Here is an 18889-nt window from a genome sequence, read left to right on the forward strand (position 1 = left end):
ATAGGGATGCGGTCAATCACAGCGCACTGATCAAGACCTCTCGTCGCCCGCCCGCCTTCCCAGTTGCCGGCCCCACGACGCCCTCGGCTTCCATCTTCTCCACCAGCTTGGCGGCCTTGTTGTAGCCGATGCCGAGCTGACGCTGGATGTGCGAGATCGAGCAGTATCCGGCCGTCGCCACGCACGCGACTGCGCGGTCATAAAGAGGATCGTCCGACTGCGACGGACCCTCGTCGCCGAGCACTTCGCCGCTCTCTTCGTCACGGGGCGCGAGGATCTTCTCGTCGTAGACCGGCTTGCCCTGCTCGCGCAGGTGATCGCAGAGCCCCTGCACCTCGTGCTCCGAGACGTACGCCGAGTGCACGCGACGCAGGTCGCTGGCGCCCGGCGGGATCATCAGCATGTCGCCCTGACCCAGCAGGTGCTCTGCGCCAATCCGCCCGAGGATCGTCTTGCTGTCCTCGCGCTGGCTCACCTTGAACGCGATGCGCGCCGGGAAGTTCGCCTTGATCATGCCGGTGATCACGTCGACCGAGGGACGCTGGGTCGCGAGGATCACGTGGATGCCCGCCGCGCGCGCCTTCTGCGCCAAGCGCGCGATCGCCGCCTCGACGTCCTTCGCCGCGACCATCATCAGGTCCGCGAACTCGTCGACCACCACCACCACGTAGGGCAGCTTCGTCGGCATCGGCACCGCGTCCGCGGCCTCGTCGTCGACGGGATTCAGATAGACGTCTTCGCCGTCGACGCCCTGCGCCTTCTGCTTGCCCGCCTTCTTCGGCGCGAGCTTCTCGGGCGCGAGCTCTCCGCGCAGCACCTTCTCGACGCGCTCGTTGTAGGTCGTGATGTTGCGCGCGCCCGCGTCGGCGAAGAGCTGATATCGACGCTCCATCTCGTCGACTGCCCACCTCAGCGCGAGACTGGCCTTCTTCATGTCGGTGACGACCGGAAGAAGCATGTGCGGAATCCCGTCGAACACCGCGAGCTCGACCACCTTCGGGTCGATCATCAACATCCGCACTTCTTCGGGGGTCCGCTTCATCAGCAGCGAACAGAGCATCACGTTCAGACCGACGCTCTTGCCCGCGCCGGTCGCGCCCGCGACGAGCAGGTGCGGCATCTTCGCGAGATCGCCGTAGACCGGCTGGCCCGCGATGTCCTTGCCGAACGCGGTGGGCAGCGCGGCCTTCTCCGCGTTCTCCTCCCACCGGCGATCCTCGAGGATGTCGCGCAGGAAGACGGTCTGTCGGTGCTTGTTCGGGAGCTCGAAGCCGACGCGCGCCTTGCCCGGGATCGGCGCGACGATGCGGACCTTCTGGGCCGCGAGCGCCATCGCGAGATCGTCGGCGAGGCCCGCGATCTTGCTGACCTTGGTGCCGCTCTCGGGCTCGAGCTCGTACATCGTGACGACGGGCCCGGGGTGGATCTCGTCGACACGGCCCTTCACGCCGTACGCCTCGAGCTTCTGCACCAGGCGCACCGCGTTGTTCTGCAGCGTCGCGGCGTCGATCTCGATCTGCTGCGACGGGGGCGAGTCGAGCAGCGAGGTGGGCGGCATCACGTACTCGGCTCTGCTGCTCTCGAGGACTCGGTGCTCGACGTCGTCGCTCTCGCGCGCGGGCTCCTGCTTCACGACGTCGGCGCGCGGCGCGACGATCGTCGGGCCCTTCGGGCCCTCGACCTTGGCGGGCGCGGGCTTGCTCGGGCGCTTGCTCGGCAGCGGGGGAGGGGCGGGCTCCTCGACCTCTTCCTCCTCGTACGCCTCCTCGGCGCTCGCGACGATCTCTTCCTCTTCCTCTTCGATCACCGGGGCGGCCACGCGCGCCGCCTTCGCCGGCTTCGCGGCGGGCGTGGTGTCGATCGTCGCGGGCTTCTCCTTCTTCGCGCGCGGCTTCTTCGCCTTCTTCTCGGCCACGACGGGCTCGGGCTCGGGCGGCGCGACCTCCTCGACGATCTCCTCTTCCTCGTCGAGCTCCTCGTCGGCCTCGGACTGCGACGCGCCGGGGATCACGATGCGCGGCGCGTTCCGCGCCTCTTCTTCCTCGCGCTCGCGCCGCTCGATCTCGCGCGCTTCCTGCCACGCCTCCCACACCGAGCTCGTCCACTCGCGCGCCGCGCTCGCACCGGCGGCCGCGCCGCCGAACACGGTGCGCGCCGCGCCGACGATCGAGAACGAGGTGCGCAGCACCATCGTCACCATGATCACCGCGGTCCCGACGACGAACGCGCCGACGAGCCCGAGCAGCGAGCGCAGCACCTCGCCCAGCACCTCGCCGAACATGCCGCCCGGCAGGTGCCCACCGAGCACCTCTTCGCCCGGCATCGCGAGGTGCACCATCGCGCATCCGACCAGCACGATCACCAGCGTGCTCGCGAGGTGCGCGAGCCCGACCGGCGAGCGACGTCGCTGGAAGAGACGGATGGTCAGCAGCGAGAGCTCGAACGGCACCACCCACGCCGCCGCGCCGAACGCGGTCGCCGCGATGTTGGCGATCCACTCGCCGACCGGGCCGATCCAGTTCTCGCCGCCGCGCGCGTCGTAGGTGTAGAGCGAGAGCGCGAGCAACGTGGTCGCCGCGCCGCTCAGGATGCCGAGCACCTCGTGGCGACGTCCTTCCGTCGCCAGCGCTCCCATGGTGGATCCGTGCGCACTCATGCCCACATCGCAGGGTGCCGTCAGGGGGCTCGCGGGGTCAACTTTCCGGCACCGCGAATCCCCGCGATTCTTCGGGGGTTGGCGGGATGCTCGGCTTGGCGGACGTGGAGCGCTCTGCTACCTGGGCCGCGATGGAGAACCAGACCTGGGGCGCACCAAGCGCGCCTCCCGCGCCCTTGGAGCTCGGCGACGCGATCGCCTCGACGTTCCGCATCGTCGGCCAGAGCTTCGTGCCCTTCCTCGTGATCGCGCTGATCGTCGTGGTGCCCGCGACCGCGATCCAGACGGTGATCGAGCTCGTCGTCTACTGGGCCACCCAGCAGTCGCTCTCGTCGATCGGAGGGCCCGAAGAGGCGCTCTCGCTGATGGGCATGGCGAGCGCCGGCTACCTCGTCGTGCTGTTCATCCTGATGGTCACGTACTCGCTCGGTCAGGGCGCGATCATGTACCTGACGATCGAGAGCATGGTGGGCCGCAAGGCCTCGGCGTTCGACGCGCTGCGTGCGGTGATCGGCCGGCTCGTGCCGCTCGTCGTGTGCGCGTTCGTGGTGGGCATCGTGACCGGGATCGGCACCCTCTTCTGCCTCGTGCCCGGCGTGATCGCGTGGGTGTGGCTCATGGCGGCGTTGCCCGCGTGCCTGGTGGAGCGCCTCGGTCCGATCGCGTCGATGCAGCGCAGCATCGAGCTCACGGAGGGGCACCGGCTCACGATCTTCCTGATCTTCCTGGTGCTCTTCGGCGCGTTCTTCGGCGTGACGATGTGCGTGTCGTTGCCCGCGGGCATCGCGGCGGGCGCCCAGGGCGCGGCGGGTCAGATCGTGCAGAACCCGCTCGCGCCGATGCAGATCGTCGTGAAGCTCGTGACGATGGTCGTGCAGCTCGGGATGACGATGGTGCTCGCGGCCGCGACCGCGGTGGTCTACGCGAAGCTGCGCGGGCTGCGCGACGGCGTCGATGCGCAGGCGCTCGCGCGCGTGTTCGCATAGTCTCGCGCCTCGACGATGCGCGCCCACGCCATGGTGATCGCTGCGGGCGCGAGCATGATGCTCGCGCTCGCAGTCGTTCCCGCGGCGGCACAGGACGAAGATCCGGCGGCGGTCGCGGCGCGGGTGCGCGAGCAGGGCGGATATCCGCCCGACGTCAGGGTGCTGGTGCCCGACCACGAAGCGGGCAGCGACGTCGACGGCGCCGAGGGCGCGGGACGTGGGCCGCGCGGCGAGACGATCGACGGCGAGCGCGAGTCGCCCGATCCCGGGCCGCAGGTCGAGCTGCCCTTCGTGCGGCGGATCCTCGAGTGGCTCGCGAGCGTGCTCGCGTCGCTCTCGGGTCCGCTCGGGTACGTGGTCCTCGCGCTCGGCCTCGCGGTGCTCGCGCTGGTGATCGTGTTCTTCGTCGCGAGCCTGCGCTTCCGCGCGCCGCGCATCGAGGCGAGCGCGCGCTACGAGGGCACGGGCGAGGGCGCGATCGATCCGCTGCTCGTCGGCACCGGTGAGAGCGCGGACGCGCTCGCGGCGCAGGGCCGATGGCGCGAGGCGATCCACGCGCTCTTCCTCGACACGCTGGCGCGGGTCGGCGGTGCGGAGGGACGTCATCGATCGCGCACCGCGCGCGAGCTGGTGCGCGCGATCGACGCGGGTCGTACCGGGCGTGCGGAGCTCGAGTCGCTGCTCGATCTGACCGAGCTCGTGTGGTTCGGCGCGCGCGATGCCGACGAGGATCACTTCCAGCAGGCGCGCGCGCTCGCCGAGGCCGCGCCGCGCGGCGCGGTCATCGAAGAGGAGGACGCGTCGTGAGCGAGCGCGCGCTCTTCGGTGATCGCGTGCGCCTCGTCGTGATCGCGGTCGCGGTGATGTCGCTCGTCGCGACGGTCGGTGCGCTGGTGTTCGGGCGGCGGCTGACGACGCCCGAGGCGCAGCCCCGCGACTCGTACGGCGGGGGCGCGCTCGGACACCGCGCGTTCGTCGAGACGATGCGCGCGCTCGGCGTGCGGGTGCAGCGATGGACGCGCCCCGAGTGGGACTCGGTCAGCGCGCCGCTGTGGATCATCGAGCCCAACCAGCCGTGGGTGATGTGGCAGTCGAGCACGACGACGCTCGGCGAGCTGGTGCGCGCGCGCGCCGACGCCGAGCGGGTCACCGTGATCGTGCTGCCGAAGTGGCGCCCCGGCGTGCTCGGCATGGTCGAGGACGAAGACGCGATCGCGATCGCCGCGATCCTCACCGAGCTGCCCTTCGCGGTGTCGCTGTCGCGCGGTCCGATCGAGGACGACTGGCAGACCATCGAGGCGCGGGAGCCGGGTCGAGAGGCGACGCGAAGGCTCGAGCTGCGATGGCCCCAGCGGGTGCAGGGCGGCGTTCCGGTGCTCTCGGACGACGAGGGCAGCTTCGTGGTGCACGACGACAAGGCGCTGATCTACGTGGTGTCCGATCCCGACCTGCTGCACTCGTTCAACCTGCAGCGCGGGGCGCACGCCGCGTTCTGGCGGGACTTCGCGCGCGACACGCTGCACGCCGAGGACATCGTCGTCGACGAGGTCTTCCACGGCGCGGTGCGCACGCGATCACTGCCCGAGCTCTTCGGGCGATGGCCCGGCGTGCTGGTGCTGGTGCACGGCGCGATCGTCGCGCTGGTGGTGCTCCTGATGGGACGGCGCCGCTTCGGTCCGCCCGATCCGATCCCCGAGGCGCTCGGTCGCGGGCCGCGCGAGGTGATCGAGGTCGCGGCGTCGGTGCTCGCGAACGGCTCGCGCGAGACGACGCTCGCGCTGCGCTACGTCGAGGACGTGATCGGCGATCTGCATCGACGGCTCGGCCTGAGCGAGGCCGCGACGGTCGACGCGCGTGCCGCGTTGATCGATCAGGCCGCGGAGCGACGGCGCGTGGGCGCGAGCGCGACGAAGCTGCTCGCCGAGGCGCGCGCCGTGGAGAAGACGCGGCGGCGGCGCGAGGCGCTGGTGATCGCGCGACGCGCCGCGGAATTGCGCGCGGCGCTGATGGGGAAGAAGGAGGAGCGGGCATGACCCCGGACGTGGTGCGGCATCACCTGCGCGCGCTGAGCGAGCAGATCGGGCGCGTGGTGTACGGCGCGGAGGAGCACACGCGCCTCGCGTTCGTCGCGATCGCGGTGCGCGGGCACGTGCTGCTCGAGGGCGTGCCGGGCACCGGCAAGACGCTCTTCGCGCAGTGCCTCAGCCGCGCGCTCGGCCTTCCGATGCGGCGCCTGCAGTGCACGCCCGATCTGATGCCCGGCGACGTGCTCGGCGCGAACGTCTTCGACTTCCGCACCCAGACGTTCCACCTGACGCAGGGCCCGGTGTTCACCGAGGTCCTGCTCGCCGACGAGATCAACCGCACGCCGCCGAAGACCCAGAGCGCGCTGCTCGAGGCGATGCAGGAGCGCAGCGTCACGATCGACGGCACGACGCACTCGCTCTCCGATCGCTTCACCGTGATCGCGACCCAGAACCCGGTGGAGCAGGAGGGCACGTACCCGCTCCCCGAGGCCCAGCTCGATCGCTTCTTGTTCAAGCTCGACGTGGGCTATCCCGCGTTCGAGCAGGAGCTGCGCGCGGTGCTCACGCACGGCGGCCAGGCGGGCATGCCGCCGATCGACTCGCTCGGCATCGAGCCGGTGATGGACCCGCAGCAGATCGATCAGCTGCGCACGATGCCGGGGCGCGTGCACCTCGATCCGAAGATCGGCGAGTACGTGGTCGGGCTCGCGCGCGCGACGCGCCAGCATCCGGCGCTCGCGGTCGGGCTCTCGCCGCGCGCGGCGACGATGCTCGCGGCCGCGGCGCGCGCGGCGGCGCTCTGCGCAGGGCGCGACTTCGTGGTGCCCGACGACGTGAAGAGCCTCTTCGTCCCGCTCGCCCACCATCGCGTGGTGATCACGCCGAGCGCGGAGATGGAGGGCGTGCGCGTCGAGACCGCGCTCGCCGAGATCCTCGCGCAGATCGCGCCCCCGAGGTGAGTGCCCGCGGGAGTGCTCGTCCCGCCGGTCCCGGACGGGAGCGCGCGAAGCGCGCGGACGGTAGGGCCCGGTGGGCGAGCCGAGTTGTTTGCGGGAGTGCTCGTCCCGCCGGTCCCGGACGGGAGCGCGCGAAGCGCGCGGACGGTAGGGCCCGGCGGGCGAGCCGAGTTGTTTGCGGGAGTGCTCGTCCCGCCGGTCCCGGACGGGAGCGCGCGAAGCGCGCGGACGGTAGGGCCCGGCGGGCGAGCCGATTTCTTGAGACAGTGAGATGATCACCGATCGAGATCCCGAGCTGGTCGCGCTCGCGCCGCTCGCGCCGCCGCGGACCGTCGCGACGAGCTGGCTGCGGCTGGTGGTGCGCGATGCGAGCGGGTGCGAGCGCGGCGCGCGCACGCTCGACGCAGCGGACGCGCGGGTGTGGTGCGACGCGGCGTTCGCCGACGATCACGTGGTGGTCGTGATCGAGGAGACGTTGACCGGCGCCCAGCAGGTGCAGGCGTTCCACGTCGAGAGCGGCGCGCCCGCGGGCCTGCACGTGCGGGTCGACGACGCGCGGATCGCGACCCATCCCGGGCTGCGCGAGGTGGTGATCGCGACGGCGCGCTCGCTCGCGGTGTGGGGCGTGGACGGCACGCGCCGCGGCGAGTGGAGCGGCGTGTACGTCGGCGAGAGCGCGCTCGGCGCGTCGATCGTGGTGCACGTCGACGAGGATCTGATCACGGTGCTCGATCGTGGGCGCGGGACGCGGCGGCACGTGCGCAACCCGCGACGTCGCGAGCCCGACGCGGTGTCGCTCGATCCCGACGAGCGGCACGTCGACGTCGTGTGGAACGGCGGCAAGGTCGATCGCATCTCGCTCGACGACGGACATCTCGCGCCGCTGGGGCATCACCTCGGCGCGCGGTGGATCGTGAGCCGGCCCGATCGCGTGTACACGGCGGACGAGAGCCTCGTGATCGAGCGGACGATCGCGACCGGCGCGACGCGGGTGATCGAAGGCGTGCACGGGCCGCTCGGGTGGGCGGCCCGCGAGGGTGTCCTCCTCGGCGTGTCGTGCGGGCGTGTCGTCGCGACCGACGTCTGACGCTCACGACGCGAGCGTGCCGACGCCGACCTCGCCGAGGAGCGCGGTGACCGGCGGATCGGGATCGACGATCCCGCGTGCCGCGAGCTCGGCGATCGCGGTGGCGTGGTTCGCGAGCTGGACGTGCTTCGGTGCCGCGCGGACGCGCACGCGCTGCTTGAGCTCGACGACGACGCAGCGACGCAGCGCGCGCGGCGCGGACATGTCGACGACCACGAGATCGCCGCACGAGCGGAGCTGATCGCAGCGGAACACCCAGAGCTGGGTGCGCGCCGCGAGCAGCTCGCGCACGAAGCGACGCTCGTGGCTGTGGAGCCCGAAGCGGTATTCGAGCTCGCGCGGATCGCGCAGATCCCCGCGCGCCCGGGCGATGCGCGCGACGTCGAGCCCGACGCGCAGCGCGCGATGCGGGAGATGGAGGAGCCACGGCTCGCCCGGCGAGCCGTCTCGTGTCGTTGCCATGAATCGAGCCCACGTCGAGAGACCGAATCTCGACCGGGCCCACGTCGGACGGCTTCGGCGCGGATCAGCGCCGCCGTCCGTGAGCCCGGTTCAGCACGAAGAGGCGAGGGCGTTCATGGCGTCGGAGATGTGGTCCGAGCCCTCGTGACCGTCAAATGCGAGAGACCGCGGCACACCTGGCGCCGCGGTCTCTCTCGCTCTCGATGTCGCTCGATCAGAGGAGCGTCAGTCGGCACTCCGCGTCACAGGCGCTCGAGGTCGCGCCGTTCTCCTCGCCTGCGTCGCACTCCTCGGTGCCCTGCCGGACTCCGTCGCCGCACCGCGGTCCGGCCGTGCAGTCGGGGTTGCACCCGCCGTATCGACCGTCGTTGTCGGGACCCTCGTCGCACTGTTCGACACCGCTCGCGACCTCGCCGTCGCCGCAATACGGGCCACGACTGCGGCAATCCGCCCCGCAGCGACCGTACTCGCCCGTGTTCATCCCCGGCCCGTCGTCGCACAGCTCGAACCGGGTCACGATTCCGTCGCCACAGGTCCAGTCGCAGTCCGACTCGCGGGTGACGAACCCGGAGAGCGTCAGTCGGAAATTCGACGCGCAACAACGACGCTCCGCGTGGAACACGATCACTTCGTACACCCCGCCGACCCGCAGTCGATCGCGGCACTCGGTGACGATCGCGGTCTGTCGCGCGTCTCCCGCGTTGGCGGGGTTCGCGAAGTCCATCACCGCGCCGACCGCGGGGTGCAGACCGCCGACGTCGAGGCAGAGATGTCCGTCGACGAACACCCACACATCGTCGTCACCGCGGAAGTCGAGGCGCTCGTCACCTTGGTACTGGAACCAATATCGGATCTCGGTGGTGAACCCGTAGTTGTGGTCCTCCATGTACGTCTCGGGCGCGGTCGAGGTCGGCGAGTCCCAGCCCAGCGCGTCGAGCGGGAAGAACGCGGTGCTCGAGAATTCGTACTGATCGGTCGTGCCGACGCGCGTCAGCTCGAGGGTCGAGAGCACCGGCATGTTGCGCGCGCTGTCTCGATACCAGTCGTGGAACGACTCCGTGGAGAGCGCGCCCGCGCCGCCGACCACGAGACCGCTGAACACCGGTCGCCGCTCACCGTCGAGCGTGTCGGTGACCATGTCGAACGTGATTCCCTCACCCCCGCGCGTGTTGAAGTCGGGGTGGGTCGGACTGCCTGCCTGATCGCCGCCGCGGAAGTCGCGATGGACGACCGGCAGTCGAATCGAGGGCGGCAGCGGCTGCTCGACGAGCGAGCACTCGAATCCGGCCTCTTCGTCGCAGGTCGCGGAGCAGCCGTCTCCGTCCTGCGTGTTGCCGTCGTCGCACTCCTCGGCGGTGCCCGGCAGGATGACGCCGTCGCCGCACACTGCGGTGCAGGTGCCGCCCATGCACGAGGGCTCGTTGCGACACTCGTTGTCGCAGCCGTCGTAAGCACGGACATTGCCGTCGTCGCACTGCTCGACGCCCTGGCGCAGTCCGTCGCCGCAGGTCGTCGCGACACACGCCGCGCCCGGCGTGGGGCAGTGATATCCGGGCTCGAGACGGCACTCCGCGCTGCAGCCCGGGCTCGCCGCGTCGCCATCGTCGCACTGCTCGAATCCCGCGATGATTCCATCACCGCAGCGCGCGGCCTGACACTCGAGGCCGGGAATCGTGCACTCCCACCCTGCCTCGACCTGACAGGTCGCGTCACATCCGTCGCCGGCGTCGTCGTCACCGTCGTCGCAGCGCTCGGGCGCCTCCACCCTGCGGTCTCCGCACACGATCGCGCGGCACGCGCCGCCGGCGGGAGGACAGCGGAATCCCTCTTCGACGGTGCAGGTCTCCGAGCAGCCGTCGGCGGGATCGGTGTCTCCGTCGTCGCAGGCCTCGGTGATCCCGCGCATTCCGTCGCCGCACAGGTCCCCGGCGTCGGCGCGCGGCAGTGCGTCGCGCGGCGGGGGTGTGCTCGCGTCGCGGACCGGGCCCGCATCGAGGGTGCCGAGCGGTGCGCCGGAATCGGGTGTGGGCCGCGCTGGATCGTCGGGATCACACGCGGCGAGACACACGAACGAGAACGAGACGACAGATGCGCAGACCAACCGCATGCTGGTCCGATATCGTACCGAGTCAGCCTCGCTCCAACGGGTGCGCGATCGACGCGCATCGACTCGAGTGCGCGAGTGTCGATCAGCCGCTTTCCGGCGTTCCCATGCACCGCACTGCGGGCCCTCGCTCGCACTGCGGCACGAACGCCACACCCTCGCGCCGCGCGTCGAGGAACTCGAGCAGCTCGGGGATCGCCCACAGCGTCCCTTGCACGTGCCCCGCGCCCTCGCACTCGAGGTACGTGAGCGGCATTCCCGCGGCGCAGAGCGTGTCGTACGCGGCGCGCTCGATCGGCGGGTGGATGAGCGCGTCATCGGCCGCGACGACGAAGAGGATTCCGTAGCCGGGATCGCTGGGCCCGATACGCGGAACCGACGTCGTGGTGAGCGAGCCCTCGCGCAGCCAGCACCCGACGGGCTCGACTGCGCCGGCGCCTTCGCTCGCGACCGCGTCGAGGAACGTCGTGGTGAAGAGCGCGTCGAGCGACGGAGGATCGTCGAGCGCGTCACCGGGATCGCACGAGGCCGCGAGCGCCGCGGGGATGTCGGCGTCGAGCGGCGACACGAAGATCGACGCGAGCGCGTCCTCGGCGCCGTACCACGGCGCTTGGGTCGTGATCATCGCGGTGAAGTTCGCGGTCGCGGGCACCACGCTCGCGAGCGCGCGCTCGGCCTGGCCCACGAGGTCCGCGGTCGGCACCGTCGCGGCTGCGCCGATCGGCGTGAGCTCGCGCGCGTAGTAGGGCGCGAGGCGATCGACCCAGAGCGTGGCGTGCCCGCCCTGCGAGCCTCCGAAGATCGCCATTCGCGGTGACGCGCAGAGCGCGCCCCGATCGTCCGCGAGCAGGCGAGCCGCAGCGCGCGCCGCATCGAGCGAGGCGATCGCGGTGGCCTCGCCGACGAGATACGGATGCAGCGCTCCGTAGGGCGCGCCCGCGCTCTCGAGACCGAGGTAGTCGGGCGCGACCGCGATCCATCCGAAGCTCGCGAAGAGCGCGGCGAGCGCGGCGGTGTCGGGATCGCCGGTGGGCCCGCAGCCCGCGGTGAAGCCCGACGTGCCGTGCAGCACGAGGAGGATCGGCAGCTCGTCGCGCTGCTCGAGATCACTCGGATACGCGATCAGCGCCGACGACTCGACGAGCGCACCGCGATCCTGGGTGACGTAGGCGACGGTCTCGGTGCGCACGACGTGCTCGGGGTCGCGCGGCAAGGTCACGTCGACGCCCGCGGCGAGGCCGCGCAGGAGCGCGGGGCTGTACGTGGTGCCGGTGTCGCGCGAGACGATCTCGCCGAGCCGATCGGAGCGCAGCCATGCTCCCGGCGACGCGCCGCAGCGCGGCGGTGCGCTCGCGATCGCGTCGGTCTCGGCGGTGCCCGCGACGATCGGCGCCAGCGCCGGGCACGCGGGGAACGTGGCCGCGTCGGGTGGTGGCGCGGACGCGTCGGGCATCGTCGCGGGCCCGTCGTCGTCGCCGCACGCGGCGAGCAGGAGAGAGAGCGAGAGGGCGAGGGAGACACGACGCGTCGTCACGGGCGCGAGACTATCCCGCTCGGCGCTACGGATTCCGTAGCGGATCTGGTCGAGCGCGCTTTTCAGGCGCTTTCAGCACGGTTCAGGCGCGTGTCGCGCAGCGCGGTGATAGCTCGCTGCTCTCTCGAGGAGGGCAGACGAGATGAACCGTTCGATTCCGATCGTGATGTGGATCGCGATGCTCGCGGGGTGCGCCGCGGAGGCCCCGCAGGTCGAGCAGCGCGAGCTCGCGCTGACGCGAGAGGAGCTCGCCGAGGTGAGCTGGCGCGTCGACGGCCTGGTGCGCGATCCCGCGTTCGAGGCATGGCTCGGCATCGCAGTGCGCATCGCGGCGATCCGCGCGGTCGAGCTCTCGCGCGCGACCGATGCCGCGCAGGAGGCGCACGCCGAGCTCGTCTCGGACTTCCCGCGCATTCAGGAGCAGTACTCGCCCGGTGCGTTCTACACGGCGCTCGCGCTCGACCCGGCGCTGATCGATCGCCAGGGCGCGCTCTACGCGGCGCTCGATCAGCGCTACGCGCTGAGCCCGCTCTCGCGCGACCTGCGGCGCGAGGTGCTCGATCGCGCGGTCACGCGCTTCTCCCGCGAGCGCCGCGCGATCGATGGATGGATCGAGTACGAGCTCGACCAGATCGATCCCGAGGGCACCGAGGACGTCAGTGACGCGTGCATCCTCGACTGCCAACGTCGCTTCGCGACCGCCGCCGCGCTCGCGCTGCAGGCGTACATCGCGTCGCTCGCCGCCGCGACGATCGCGGGCCCGGCGTGGCCGGTGCTCGTGATCGCGGCGACCGCGGCGTATTCGTATGCGCTCTACGAAGCGAACGAGGCGAACGAGGACTGCATCGCCGAGTGCGAAGGAATCCCGCCCACCGATTATTGCGAGGAGGACTCCGATTGTGCCGACGACGAGTACTGCTGGACTGGCGTGCTCGGTGTCGGGATGAACGAGTGCCGTCCGAAGAAGGACGAGGGACGGACCTGCTCCCGACATGGTCAGTGCGAGAGTGGCTGTTGTCGTCTTCACGTCCCGACGAACCCGGTCAGTCGGGTATGTCGGCCCTCGGATCGCTGCTGAGCACGGAGCACGACGAGGGTGCGCTCGCGGCGCACCCTCGTCGGATCGTCACGCCGGCGTCGCTGCGCCCTCGACGACGCGACGCTCGCCCTCGCGCACGATGCGACGCATCGCGAGCGACCCGACGATCCACGCGATGCCGCGCGAGACGAGCTCGACGCCGACCAACGTCCCCACGAGCCAGAGCGCGGAGACCGGCCAGGACGCGAGCAGGTACACGCCGAGCAGGATCGCGACGACGCCGTAGAGCGCGTCCCAGCCCCAGCTCGGATATCGATCCGCGATCGCCGCGATGCCGCGCACCAACCCGGCGGCGACCATGAACGACGCGATCAGCAGCGTCGCGGTCGCGAGCCCGGTGAAGGGGCGCGAGACGATCGCGATGCCGACGACGATCGAGAGCGCGCCGCCCAGGAAAGGCAGCCACATCGAGCCGTGACGGCGCAGGCGGAAGCCCGCGATGATCTCGGCGACACCACCGGCGACGAGCAACACGCCGGTGAGCACGACGGTGACGAGCCCGGTCGCGAGGCTCGCGCCGATGCAGAAGATCCCACCGAGGATCATCAGGACGCCCATCGCGACGCCGGCGGCCCAGCCGTACGAGAACGAACGATTCGTGGTCATGATCCGACTCCGGTCGAACGGAGAGCCAGCCAGCGTCGTGCCACCTCGCGACGAGGGAGAAACGCACGTCCCGCGGCGCGTGCTGCGTCGCATCGAGCGCCAGTGACGTGCTGCGCGAGGGGCGCCGCGCGCCAGCGCGCAATCCACGTGAGCGCGCGGGGATTCCTCAGCTACGCTCGTCGCCTCCGCCGTGGTCCCGACCCCGCGTCTCCTCGTCGTCCTGCTCGCGATCGCGCCGCTCGCGATCCTGCCGCTCGCGCTCGAGCCAGCGTGGATCGCGCTCGCGATCGCTTGGGTCGCGGTCGCCGTCGCGGTCGGCATCGATCTCGCGTTGCTCGCGAGCGCGCGCCTCGACATCGCGCTGCAGCGCCCCGCGAGCGCCGGGGTGGGGCGCACGGTGCGCGCGAAGGCGGCGATCGATCTGCGCGCCGCCGCGCCCCTGCACGGAACGCTGCGCGCGATCGCCGACGCGCCGCTCACCGCGAGCGCGCCGATCGCGGTGCGCATCCCGCGCGGCGCATCCGAGCTGCCGATCGATCTGCACGCCGACTCGCGCGGCACCGGCACCCTGCGCGAGATCTGGCTGCGCCTCAGCGGGCCGCTCGGGCTCGTCGCGCGCATCGAGAAGGCGGATCGCGGCGCGGGCCCGATCGCGGTGGTGCCCGACGTCGAGCACGTCGATCGCACGACGATGGCGGTGCTCGGCGCGCAGCCGATGCTCTCGGGCCTCAAGCGCGAGAAGTGGACGGGCGAGGGCGGCGAGTTCGAGTCGCTCCAGCAGTACACGCTCGGCATGGACCTCGGCTCGGTCGACTGGAAGGCCTCGGCGCGCCACCAGCAGCTGCGCGTGCGTCGCTTCCACGTCGAGCGCCGCCAGCGCATCGTCGTGTGCCTCGACGTCGGCCGCGCGATGCGCGATCCGATCGCCGACACGGCGCCGAGCGAGAGCAAGCGGGGGTGGGGCCCCGCGCGCAGCGTTTGGGGAGGGGGGACCCGATCCGGCTCTGCCGGTCGGGGGGAGGGGTCTTCCAAGACCCCTCCGGAAAACGCGCGCGATCCCATTCAAGGCCTCGAGCGTCTCGATCACGGCGTGCACACCGCGCTCGTGCTCGCGAAGGCGGCGCTGCGCGCCGGTGATCTCGTCGGCATGCACGGCTACGGCGGCGAGCCGCGCGCGTGGGTCCCGCCGCGCTCGGGCGTCGGTCAGTTCGCGCGGCTGCGACAAGCGGCGGCCGCGCTGCGCGCCGAGACCGACGAGACGAACCACGTGCTCGGTCTGCACGATCTGCTGCGCCGGCTCAGCCGCCGCACGATGGTCGTCGTCTTCACCGAGTTCTCGGACGCGACGACCGCCGAGCTGATGCTCGACGCGCTCGGTCAGCTCGCGCGCAAGCACGTGATCGTGTTCGTCGCGCTCGACGATCCGCTGCTCGAGGAGCCGCTCTCGACGCTGCCCTCGGACGCGTCGGATCTCGCGGCCGCGGTGGTCGCGTCGAACCTCGCGCAGCGCCGCCACCTCGTCCTCGCGCGCCTGCCGCGCCTCGGCGTGCACGTCGTGCACTCGCGCCCCGGTGCGGTCGCCGCGGATCTCGTCGAGCGATACGTGAACATCAAAGCGCGAGGGCTCATCGGATGACCGATCGCGTCTCCGATCCGATGCGCGTCGAGCCGCGCTCGGTGCGCTTCCGCGCCGAGCGCGAGGCCGAGTGGAGCGAGCTCGAGCAGATGCTCGATCGTGCGCTCTCGAGCGGCCTGCGCGGCCTCAGCGAGGACGAGCTGCATCGCCTCCCGATGCTCTACCGCAGCGCGGTCTCGTCGCTGAACGTCGCGCGCAAGACCGCGCTCGATCGCGCGCTGGTCAACTACCTCGAGTCGCTCGTCGGTCGCGCGTACCTCGCGGTCTACACGTCGCGTCGTCCCGAGCGCGGCCCGCTGCGGCGCTTCTTCTTCGAGCGCTTCCCCGCGGCCGTGCGCTCGATGTCGCGCGAGCTCGCGCTCTCCACCACGATCTTCCTGCTCGGCCTGCTCGTCGCGTACGCGATGGTGCGCGTCGATGCCGAGTGGTACTTCGCGTTCGTCGACCCCGGGCTCGCGAGCGGTCGCTCGCCCGGCGCGAGCACCGAGTTCCTGCGCGAGGGGCTCTACGCGCCGCAGCACGACGGGCTCTCGATCTTCGCGACGTCGCTCTTCAGCCACAACGCGGGCATCGGGCTGCTCGCGTTCGCGCTCGGGTTCGCGGCGGGCGTGCCCACCGCGCTGCTGGTGTTCACCAACGGGCTGATGCTCGGAGGCTTCCTCGCGCTCTACGACGAGCGCGGGCTCCTGATCCCATTGCTCGGTTGGCTCCTCCCTCACGGCGTTCCGGAGATCGGCGCGATCCTCCTGTGTGGTGGCGCGGGGCTCGCGCTCGGTCGCAGCGTGCTCGCGCCGGGCGCGCGCAGCGTGCGCGATGCGCTGGTCGACGCGGGGCGACGCGGCGCGGTGGTCGCGGCGGGCTCTGTCGTGCTCTTCCTGATCGCAGGGTTCGTCGAGGGCGTGTTCCGTCAGGTCGTCACCCACGACCTGCTGCGCTTCGCGCTCGCGCTCTTCAACGCCGCGTGGCTGAGCGCGTGGATCGTGCTCGGCGGTCGCGCCCTCGTGAGGCGGCGATCATGAGCGAGCGCAGCGTCCGCCTGCTCGCGCCCGAGGGCACCGAGATCGGCCTGACGCTCGCGAGCGTCCCCGAGCGCGCGATCGCGTACGTGCTCGACGTCGTGTTCTCGCAGCTGCTGCTGATCGTGTTCCTGATCGTCGGGTTCCTCGCGGCGGCGATCACGGCGAGCGAGCACGTGCTCGCGCTGATCGTGCTCGGCATGTTCGTGATCCGGCACGGGTACTTCCTGTTCTTCGAGACGCGCTTCCAGGGCTCGACCCCGGGCAAGCGACTCCTGCGCCTGCGCGTGGTCTCGCGCGACGGCGCGCAGCTCGGGCTCGACGCGATCGTCGCGCGCAACGTGATGCGCGACCTCGAGGTGATGCTGCCGATCGTGCTGCTCGTGGCGCCCGAGGCGGCGATCGGCCGGGCGCCGGGGTGGCTCGCGTATCCCGCGGTCGCGTGGTTGATGCTGGTCGCGCTCCTGCCGGTGCTCACCCGCGAGCGCACCCGCGCCGGGGATCTGGTGGCGGGCACGGTGGTGGTGCGGGTGCCGAAGAGCGAGCTGCTGCGCGACGAGGCGCGAGGCACCCGGGCCACCCGGCTGCGCTTCACGCGCGAGCAGCTCGCGGTCTACGGCGAGCACGAGCTCGAGACCCTCGCGCAGCTGCTGCGCTCGGCCGAGGCGGGCAAGGCGGACGACGACGACCTCCGGGTGGTGGCGACGACGATCGCGCGCCGCATCGGGTTCGAAGGCACCGAGCCCCAGCGCACTCCGGGCACGTTCCTGCGGGCGTTCTACCGGGATCAGCGCACCGAGCTCGAGCGCAACCTGGTGCTCGGCCGTCGCATCGCGGACAAACACGAGCGCAAGAACGCACCCGGACGCCGAGACTGAACGACCGAGCACCTCGGACGTGTTTCCTCGCACCGGATCCTACCCATCCGGTGGGGCGCATCCGCCCGGGCCGCCGGACCCCGCATAGGTCCCTCCGCGCTCTTGATCCCTCGGCCGATTCCTCCGTACTATCGAGCACCCATCGCCAGGCCGAGGTGTGCGGAACGCCTGGTGTGACGCACGCGGCGGGGCCCCTCTCGGGGGCGATACCGGCCGGGCACCACGCGCGTGGTGCCTTCACGAGGATCCATGCACCTCCACGTTCGCTCGCTCCGGAACCTGTTCACCGTGCTCTGCTCCGTGGCGCTCCTCGCCGCGTGCGCGGTGACGCACGAGGACGTCGACACGTGGATCGGCACGGTCCGCGGCCCGGGGAAGATCAAGGCGGTCCTGCTCTCGGACAAGTACGACGACGACCTGCGCATCCACGCCGGTCTCGCGCTCGTGCGCATGGAGCGACAGGACGTCGAGGGCGTGACCGAGCTGCAGAGCGCGCTGCGCCAGCTCGACGAGGAGACGCGCCGCCGGATCGTCGACGGCATGGCGCCCGGCCTGCTCGAGCTCATGCGCGGCGAAGGTCAGCCGCAGCAGGCCGAGGAGGGCCCGCCGCCCACGCTCCAGGTGCGCGCGAAGGACGCCGCGTTCCTCGTGCTCCAGTACGCGAGCCCGACCCAGCAGGGCCAGCTCACCGACGGCGTCGTCGGCTGGTTCGTCGAGGACTTCAACGGCCGCAGCCTCGCCGGCAACTTCAGCGCGGAGCAGGTCGTCCGCCAGCTCGGCGCGCCCGCCGCGCAGCGCCTCGTCGACGCGATGAACTCGCGCATCCCGCAGCAGGCGCTGGTGAAGATCGCGGAGCTCGTCGCGGCGCTCGGCACGCCCGAGACCAAGACCCGCGCCGCGGAGCGTCTCGTCGCGATCGAGCGCGAGATGGAGGGCCCGGAGTTCGGCAACTGGCTCGGCGAGCGCATCCGCACCCAGCTGGCGGCAGCGGGTGGCGCGGCGCCCGACCCGGCGCGCGTGCAGGCCGCGGTCGCGCTCAACCGCGAGCAGTTCATCACGACGGGCGCGCTGCCCGCGATGCACCACCTCGCCGGCGAGCCGACGGTGTCGAACCGCCTGCTCGAGATGGCGACGCAGACGACGGGCAGCAGCGAGGAGCGCCGCGTCGTCGCGCTCCAGGCGATGGAAGGCCACGTGCGGGCCGATCAGAACGCGGCGCTGCTCGCGCTCGCGCTCGATCAGAATTCGCCGGTGCGCGTGCGCGACTACGCGTTCGATCGCATCGCCGACAGCCGCGCGCGCGAGGCGATCCCGCAGCTCTGGCCGCTCGCGACGAGCGCCGACAACGCGCAGTGGCGCCAGCGCTGGCGCGTGGGGACGCTCATCCTGACCCTCGGTGGCCCGGAGATCCTGCCGGAGTGGCTCGGCCGCCTGCCGAACGCGCGCGAGATCCAGTACGCGCGCGAGGAGCTCAACGGGTACGCGACGCGCATCGCCGCGATGCGCCCCGAGCCCGACGCGCTGATGACGGCGCAGCTCGCGTCGCCGAACTGGTGGAACCGCGCGATCGCGCTCTACTACTTCGAGCGCCAGGGCGACGAGGCGGATCTGCCGCGCATCCAGGCGATGGCGGGCGACACCACCGCGACCCGCGGCGAGCACTGGGAAGAGCACGACACGGTCGGGAAGATCGCGCAGGACGTGGTCACCGCGATCCGCGAGCGCATGACGCGCGGCGCGGCGGGGGCCGGTGCGACGGGCGCGACGGGGGCCGGGAGCACGGGAGGAGCGAGCGCGGGTGGCGCTGGCTCCGCCGGTGCGCCCGGTTGAGGGACGAAGCAC

General features: G+C 71.6%; 15 protein-coding genes. 10 read left to right on the forward strand and 5 right to left on the reverse strand.

Going from position 1 to position 18889, the window contains the following annotated elements:
• Positions 1-16: 16 nt before the first annotated feature.
• Positions 17-2635: a DNA translocase FtsK gene (locus tag I5071_RS40680; RefSeq protein ID WP_236518782.1), complete on the reverse strand. Its 2619-nt coding sequence runs from the start codon at positions 2633-2635 to the stop codon at positions 17-19.
• Between the two features lie 152 nt (positions 2636-2787).
• On the opposite strand from I5071_RS40680, the gene I5071_RS40685 reads away from it, so the two are divergent.
• The 5 genes from I5071_RS40685 (at position 2788) to I5071_RS40705 (ending at position 7712) form a co-directional block, all read left to right on the forward strand.
• Positions 2788-3642, forward strand: a complete 855-nt coding sequence (locus tag I5071_RS40685) for a hypothetical protein (RefSeq protein ID WP_236518783.1) — start codon at positions 2788-2790, stop codon at positions 3640-3642.
• Between the two features lie 15 nt (positions 3643-3657).
• A complete protein-coding gene (locus tag I5071_RS40690; protein ID WP_236518784.1) occupies positions 3658-4449 on the forward strand; it encodes a DUF4129 domain-containing protein in 792 nt (263 codons plus the stop codon).
• Positions 4446-5675 (forward strand): hypothetical protein, encoded by a 1230-nt coding sequence (locus I5071_RS40695; protein WP_236518785.1) that lies wholly within the window; start codon positions 4446-4448, stop codon positions 5673-5675. The genes I5071_RS40690 and I5071_RS40695 overlap by 4 nt, the downstream gene beginning before the upstream one ends.
• Positions 5672-6628, forward strand: a complete 957-nt coding sequence (locus I5071_RS40700) for an AAA family ATPase (RefSeq protein ID WP_236518786.1) — start codon at positions 5672-5674, stop codon at positions 6626-6628. The genes I5071_RS40695 and I5071_RS40700 overlap by 4 nt, the downstream gene beginning before the upstream one ends.
• A gap of 268 nt (positions 6629-6896) precedes the next feature.
• Positions 6897-7712: a hypothetical protein gene (locus tag I5071_RS40705; protein WP_236518787.1), complete on the forward strand. Its 816-nt coding sequence runs from the start codon at positions 6897-6899 to the stop codon at positions 7710-7712.
• A 3-nt stretch (positions 7713-7715) separates the two neighbouring features.
• On the opposite strand, the gene I5071_RS40710 is transcribed toward I5071_RS40705, so the two are convergent.
• From I5071_RS40710 to I5071_RS40720, 3 genes are all read right to left on the reverse strand, one after another.
• Complete coding sequence (locus tag I5071_RS40710) at positions 7716-8174, reverse strand: hypothetical protein (protein WP_236518788.1); 459 nt, start codon at positions 8172-8174, stop codon at positions 7716-7718.
• Between the two features lie 214 nt (positions 8175-8388).
• Positions 8389-10281, reverse strand: a complete 1893-nt coding sequence (locus I5071_RS40715; RefSeq protein ID WP_236518789.1) for a DUF4215 domain-containing protein — start codon at positions 10279-10281, stop codon at positions 8389-8391.
• A gap of 82 nt (positions 10282-10363) precedes the next feature.
• Positions 10364-11812: a lipase family protein gene (locus tag I5071_RS40720; protein WP_236518790.1), complete on the reverse strand. Its 1449-nt coding sequence runs from the start codon at positions 11810-11812 to the stop codon at positions 10364-10366.
• Between the two features lie 142 nt (positions 11813-11954).
• Between I5071_RS40720 and I5071_RS40725 the strand changes: the two genes are divergently transcribed.
• A complete protein-coding gene (locus I5071_RS40725) occupies positions 11955-12890 on the forward strand; it encodes a dickkopf-related protein (protein ID WP_236518791.1) in 936 nt (311 codons plus the stop codon).
• Positions 12891-12938: 48 nt separating this feature from the next.
• Here the strand turns inward: I5071_RS40725 and I5071_RS40730 are convergent, their stop codons facing one another.
• The gene (locus I5071_RS40730) at positions 12939-13517 is read right to left on the reverse strand and encodes an HdeD family acid-resistance protein (protein WP_236518792.1); all 579 of its coding nucleotides are present in this window, start codon (positions 13515-13517) and stop codon (positions 12939-12941) included.
• A gap of 190 nt (positions 13518-13707) precedes the next feature.
• Between I5071_RS40730 and I5071_RS40735 the strand changes: the two genes are divergently transcribed.
• From I5071_RS40735 to I5071_RS40750, 4 genes are all read left to right on the forward strand, one after another.
• Positions 13708-15153 carry a DUF58 domain-containing protein gene (locus tag I5071_RS40735; RefSeq protein ID WP_236518793.1) on the forward strand — a complete coding sequence of 482 codons (1446 nt, stop codon included), beginning with the start codon at positions 13708-13710 and terminating at the stop codon, positions 15151-15153.
• Positions 15150-16172: a stage II sporulation protein M gene (locus tag I5071_RS40740; protein ID WP_236518794.1), complete on the forward strand. Its 1023-nt coding sequence runs from the start codon at positions 15150-15152 to the stop codon at positions 16170-16172. The genes I5071_RS40735 and I5071_RS40740 overlap by 4 nt, the downstream gene beginning before the upstream one ends.
• Complete coding sequence (locus I5071_RS40745) at positions 16169-17047, forward strand: RDD family protein (RefSeq protein ID WP_236518795.1); 879 nt, start codon at positions 16169-16171, stop codon at positions 17045-17047. Before I5071_RS40740 ends, I5071_RS40745 begins: the two co-directional genes overlap by 4 nt.
• Before the next feature lie 249 nt (positions 17048-17296).
• On the forward strand, positions 17297-18877 hold the full coding sequence (locus I5071_RS40750) for a hypothetical protein (protein ID WP_236518796.1): 1581 nt from the start codon (positions 17297-17299) through the stop codon (positions 18875-18877).
• Positions 18878-18889 lie beyond the last annotated feature (12 nt).

The sequence above is a fragment of the Sandaracinus amylolyticus genome (assembly GCF_021631985.1).
GTDB lineage: Bacteria > Myxococcota_A > Polyangia > Polyangiales > Sandaracinaceae > Sandaracinus > Sandaracinus amylolyticus_A.

Bases quoted from the DNA above. Each gene is read 5' to 3' on its own strand.
- I5071_RS40680 (WP_236518782.1), bottom strand. From the start codon at position 2,635: ATGGGAGCGCTGGCGACGGAAGGACGTCGCCACGAGGTGCTCGGCATC.
- I5071_RS40685 (WP_236518783.1), top strand. From the start codon at position 2,788: ATGGAGAACCAGACCTGGGGCGCACCAAGCGCGCCTCCCGCGCCCTTG.
- I5071_RS40690 (WP_236518784.1), top strand. From the start codon at position 3,658: ATGCGCGCCCACGCCATGGTGATCGCTGCGGGCGCGAGCATGATGCTC.
- I5071_RS40700 (WP_236518786.1), top strand. From the start codon at position 5,672: ATGACCCCGGACGTGGTGCGGCATCACCTGCGCGCGCTGAGCGAGCAG.
- I5071_RS40705 (WP_236518787.1), top strand. From the start codon at position 6,897: ATGATCACCGATCGAGATCCCGAGCTGGTCGCGCTCGCGCCGCTCGCG.
- I5071_RS40710 (WP_236518788.1), bottom strand. From the start codon at position 8,174: ATGGCAACGACACGAGACGGCTCGCCGGGCGAGCCGTGGCTCCTCCAT.
- I5071_RS40715 (WP_236518789.1), bottom strand. From the start codon at position 10,281: ATGCGGTTGGTCTGCGCATCTGTCGTCTCGTTCTCGTTCGTGTGTCTC.
- I5071_RS40725 (WP_236518791.1), top strand. From the start codon at position 11,955: ATGAACCGTTCGATTCCGATCGTGATGTGGATCGCGATGCTCGCGGGG.
- I5071_RS40730 (WP_236518792.1), bottom strand. From the start codon at position 13,517: ATGACCACGAATCGTTCGTTCTCGTACGGCTGGGCCGCCGGCGTCGCG.
- I5071_RS40740 (WP_236518794.1), top strand. From the start codon at position 15,150: ATGACCGATCGCGTCTCCGATCCGATGCGCGTCGAGCCGCGCTCGGTG.
- I5071_RS40745 (WP_236518795.1), top strand. From the start codon at position 16,169: ATGAGCGAGCGCAGCGTCCGCCTGCTCGCGCCCGAGGGCACCGAGATC.
- I5071_RS40750 (WP_236518796.1), top strand. From the start codon at position 17,297: ATGCACCTCCACGTTCGCTCGCTCCGGAACCTGTTCACCGTGCTCTGC.